2 protein-coding genes are annotated in these 4,926 nt (G+C 56.7%); both read right to left on the bottom strand.

All coding sequences use genetic code 11. The features are described 5' to 3' along the window. Window positions 1-85 precede the first annotated feature (85 nt). Complete coding sequence (locus VKV29_RS00495; protein ID WP_324199336.1) at window positions 86-298, bottom strand: hypothetical protein; 213 nt, start codon at window positions 296-298, stop codon at window positions 86-88. Between the two features lie 2,457 nt (window positions 299-2,755). Further along, complete coding sequence (locus VKV29_RS00490; RefSeq protein WP_324199335.1) at window positions 2,756-4,015, bottom strand: HD domain-containing protein; 1,260 nt, start codon at window positions 4,013-4,015, stop codon at window positions 2,756-2,758. Window positions 4,016-4,926 lie beyond the last annotated feature (911 nt).

Raw genomic sequence — 4,926 nt, 5'->3', positions numbered from 1 at the left:
AAATAGAGCCTGGTAACTGGATGGTACGAGGGCCGGCTGCATATGCAGCCGGCCCCGTGGGAGCGGAGAGGAGCGCTTCCAGCAACTAATCTGCCGGATGTTTTCCGGCCCAAAGTGCTAGAGCCGCTCCCAATTCTTCATTCCGAAAGGTTTCCCTTTCGGGATCTTCTTCGATCCGTCCTCTAAGATATTCTTCGAGGTTCACGTTATTGACGAGGTCCGCCACGTTACGCTCATTTCTCCCTAGCGGACCGATCTCAAAGAAAGTTTCTTCAGGCGGCGGCCCAAAGATGGTCATAGAATTCCCCCCTTTCAGAGAGGTGACTAAGTGCTCCAGAAACGCACTACGAGGCCAATAAAATGGGCGGGCCACCGCGTTGTGGTCCCGCCCGTAGAGAAACGGCATCACCCCCTTTCATCGGGAATATTGTGAAAATGGGCGGGCCACCGCGTTGTGGCCCGGCCCGGGGAGATTATTTGTTCCCGCTGCGCCTCTGGCGACTCCGGCGGCGTTTCTTCTCGCCCGGGCCCCCAGCCTTCGGCGCCCCAGTCCCCGGCACGCCCGGCGCCGGGGACTGGGGCGCCGAGGACTGGGGAGCTGACCCTGTTGAGGCTTGCGAGCGTCTCAGCTCATTGGGGATCGCCGGACGGCCCTGCTCGGGGGATTTCCCGGAAGGCTGCGGAGTTGCCGCGGGTGTCGGGCGTGCAGACGATGGACCCGATCCTATGGGAGTAGGCGTCTGAGGCTTCGGAATGGGCGGATATCCCGCCAGAGGCTGGCTCTCAGACCTCCCAGCCTTTTGTTGAGTGGCTCGCTGCGGCTGGGACGCAGGCGGCTGCCCAGTCGAAGGTTGCGCGAGGGGTGACTGCGGCGCCCCGGCCGGCGGTTGTGGGGGCTGCGTTGGGGAGGCTCCACGTCGCCGCAAACGGGGGCGGATGGGCAGCATCTCCTCGATTGCCTGCCCAGCGTCGCGTACCGTCGCTGCAAAGTTTTGCATCAATCGCCCCACTAGATACATGTAGGCCCCAGATGTGTACAACTTCTCGCACACATCTGGTGAAAGGTATCGCGCTACAACTTCTTTCACGTAATCTTCCCTCAACCCCCCACTCCTCCAGAGAAAATCAATCATGCTTACGGTTTCCGAGGGGCTAAGTCCTGCGAAGAGCCTGTCCAAGCGCTCCCTACCTAATCTTCCCTTTTTTAATATTTCTTCAAAGAGCTCGGGAGTTAGAAGCTCCAAGCCCTGTATACATAATCTGTTTGTGATCGGCACCACAAACAGATCCACCAGATCGCTACTCCCTAAAGCCCTCACCACCTTCGCCTGAACGGCTCTGTCAACCTTCAGAACCTTTATGATCTCCTCCACTAATGCCAACTTGATCCGACGCTCAGCCTCTGTGCCATCTGGCACAGAGGCCAGATTCCATATGAGGAATCTGATCTGGCGAGCGTTAAGACGACCGATGGCCCTTGACAAGGCCGATCGGTTCTTTTGCAGGTGTTGAATGAATTCGCCGGGCTTCGTAAACATCCCCTCTAGGGCACGGGCGACATCCATGTCGCCCTGGCTCAACAACGTATATAGTGAGTACCGAATGGTGTCTACGGTATTCGAGCCGAGAGACTGGATGCCAGTGCGCAAGACCAGCAAGGTGATCGCTTGGTGGCCCTTAAATAGCGCGTCTGAAATTTGCCCAACGCCAAATCCTATGGCGGCTGAAAGGGCTGCAAGCAGAGAGCTAATGACCAGACCGCTATAGTAGCCCCCCAACTCATCAACCGTTTGAGGTTTGCGGCCCACGCGTACCATCCAGTTTAGGTGGCCGCTCACGATGCCCCCAACTAATGCATTGGTGGCAGCAGGCGCGGCCGTAGCTAGCCAGGGTAGGAAGCCTGGCGCCGCTCCATTCCTATAAACCCAGCTACTAGTCAGGCTTAATAATATAACCAAGAGGCAAGAGGTCAAGCACCCCTGAACCGCTCTCCTCCAGATGCGGTTCCTCGAAGGGGAACGCTGTTTCAACTTAGCTCGGCCTCCGAGGAGGCCGCCAAGGGCAAGAATCATTGTAACTGCAAGTCCGACAGTTGCTCCCCCAGCAACGTTCGCAGTGTTTAAGTAGACGACTGCCGCAGGTCCATTGACAGAGTCACGATACCCTGCTCTTGACAAGAGTGTGGGAAGCACTCCTTGGGAGAGTGCTACCACGACCATCCCGACAAGGGATGCCAAAAACAACCCCAAGGTTTTCCTCCCAAGTGCCGCCCTCTCCACCGAATCCTGAGGTTCCATGCTGCCATGTTCCAACCAAAAGGCCAACTCGGCCTGGATAAGATTAAAACCAAACGCCAATCCAACCACCACTAAGGTGAGGACCGCGACACCACCAGCCGCAGCAGTAAGCAATTGCTGGATAGCAACTGCCCCCCCCGTCAGGCCGATCGCTATCGTAATCGGCCTGACATTAAGTGACGGCTTCCAAAAACCTAGTAAGAGTAAGAGGCTAATAAGGAGGGCTACAGCTACAAGGGTCCTCACCACATTACCTCCCCCCAAAGAATCAACTATCGTCTGTATGACCGCACCGGTCCCACCCGACCTCGGCAAAATTTGTGATTGAAGCAACATATAAACCTCCTTTTTTGCCGGGTCGGGTCGCCTCCCCGGCTTCGTGCATGAAAACAACAAACCCCCACCCGGCTCTGTGCTGCTACAGAGCCGGGTGGGGGGTGGTTATAGGATCTTGTAAATCAGGAGAGGGCGCGCATTAGCGCGTCATATATCTCCTGCCGCTTGCCTATGAGATCGCAATAGCGGTCAGGCGCACAGATGACGTAAGCCCTCTGCTGGATCTCAGGCCAGCGTGGCGCGCGCGGGTCCTCTCCGGTCGCCTCTTCCCAGGAGAGCAGGGTCCTTTCAGGCAGAAGCACCCTAATGGGCTCATCCCGCCCCATCCTTTTGGGCGGGACGAAGAGGATCTCATGATCCTCAATGCTCAGCTGCCCCGCAAGTTGCACTTCTAATAAGCGGCGTCGCTCTGGGTCGCGCGCAAGACTATAAAACGCTTGGGTGGGCTCTAAAGAAAGTATTTCCTTGTATTGGTTGCGTACCACGAAGGCACTCACCAACTCCCGCACTGAACGCACTGAAAGCCGCTCGGGATCCATCAAAAGATCCAACAGTCCTTTATCATCTTGACAACGGATCAGCTCTGGAGTGAGAGCACTCCGGAGCAGTGCATCCTGCACTGCACGTGTAAGCATGCTCTCATAAGCTCTCACCACAGGGTGCCAATATATACCGTAAAGCTCATCGCGGAGGGCCAGCATGTGCAAAACGTAACCGACCCCCTCGGATCTAAGAACGAGTTCATCACGATGCACTGTCAGAGCCCCCAGAATTGTGGAAAGAACCAAACTGGGGACGTGTCGACCCGAATAAAACAGATCTCTCTTGATATAGTCCAATTTATCAACGTCGATCGGCGCGGATAGAATCCTCGAGAGTATACGGTTAACCCCAGACACTCTATTAGGATCGATGAAATCCGCTACTTGCGCAGGCGAAACCCCGTAGTTCTGCAGGATTTCGGCAATCTCCCCATTTTCAATGAACCATCTCCCAACCGTCTCATGAGAGGGTAGCACACCCTCTAAGGTGTGCGAAAATGGTCCATGGCCCAGGTCGTGAAGCAGGGCGGAGATCAAAAACGCTCCCATCACACTTTCTTCAATCCTCAGCCCCCCCTCCTTCTTTAGATGTTTCACAGCCTGAAGCGCTAAGTAGTAGACTCCAAGGGAGTGCTCATGTCTCGAGTGAACAGCTGTCGGGACGACAAGTCTAGCTAGGGTTTGCCCCACGCCTAGCAGCCGCTTAAAGGCAATCGTTCCTACAAGCTCTCTTTCGAGCACCCCTATCGGGAAGGCTCCGTGAACAGGGTCCCCCACCAGCCCCACCACGGAGCCGATAGGGGCAGCACAGCCCGTAAACTCATTCCGCTTGTTTTTCATTTTTTACCTCCATGGCGCACCACACCCCGACCCGGCTGTATTGGGAGAGAAGGTTGGAACGGGTGGGGGGCCTTGAACAACGCCCTGCTCCCTTCTCCAGGCAGCGCGGGCACAAAAAGGGGCACGAGGTGTGGCATTTCCTCGCGCCCCAGACAGTAAAAAGCCGCGACCAGGAACATATGCGGGCGCATGGTTCCCAGACGCGGAATAAGGAAGTATGCTAGCGCAGGCTCTCTCGGGGATGCACGCATGGAGTGAGCGCGCATCAAGCCATTGGCGCTTGTTGCTCTTCGAGGCAACGGAGGAGCAAGCTCGACTCCGCAGGTGAAGGGAAGAGCGGTGAACCTTCACCGTTCGCAGGCTCGTGATAGCGGTGAGCCTGCTATCTCCTCCAGGCTTGCCATGCCGGAGGGATTTATGATCTATCTTCTACTTTTCCCTGTACTGGTCCGGCGTTAAAAAATCAAGTCTTGCAGGGCCTCAAGCCGCGTGAGAGGGTGGGCTGGGGGGATGTGCGAAGGCAAGAGATGCTCGCGCCGGGGCGCTCTTCCCGGACGACTCAGCACCTGCGGTGCTTCGCAAAGGTAATAGAGTGGTACGTGAGGAGCGGGCGATGCCCGCTCCTCACGTACCACTCTATTACGGGAGGGGACGGGCGGATCCTTCGCTGCCGCTCAGGATGACATGATCCGACAGGATGACAGGGGTGGGGGGATGACTGCATATACGAGAGGATGAGAGGGGGACGCGCGCGAATGAGCGTGGTTTCGCGAAACCAGTGTTGAGTATGGGGCTTCGCGGGGAAATCGCGGGGCATTCTGTCCCTGCTCTCCTCTTACCTTCGCTGCCGCCGCTCTGTACACTGGAAGGACCCGGCGGCCAGGGCTATTACGAGGTTTAAGAAAATAATC

The sequence above is a fragment of the Chthonomonas sp. genome (genome assembly GCF_035294165.1).
In the GTDB taxonomy this organism is placed as follows: Bacteria; Armatimonadota; Chthonomonadetes; order Chthonomonadales; family Chthonomonadaceae; genus Chthonomonas.
The sequence above is the reverse complement of the archived record's forward strand: the minus strand, read 5'-3'. Positions and strand labels throughout refer to the sequence as shown.

What these genes read in the sequence shown, in the direction of transcription:
- VKV29_RS00490 (WP_324199335.1), bottom strand. Translation starts at nt 4,015, where the DNA reads ATGAAAAACAAGCGGAATGAGTTTACGGGCTGTGCTGCCCCTATCGGC.
- VKV29_RS00495 (WP_324199336.1), bottom strand. Translation starts at nt 298, where the DNA reads ATGACCATCTTTGGGCCGCCGCCTGAAGAAACTTTCTTTGAGATCGGT.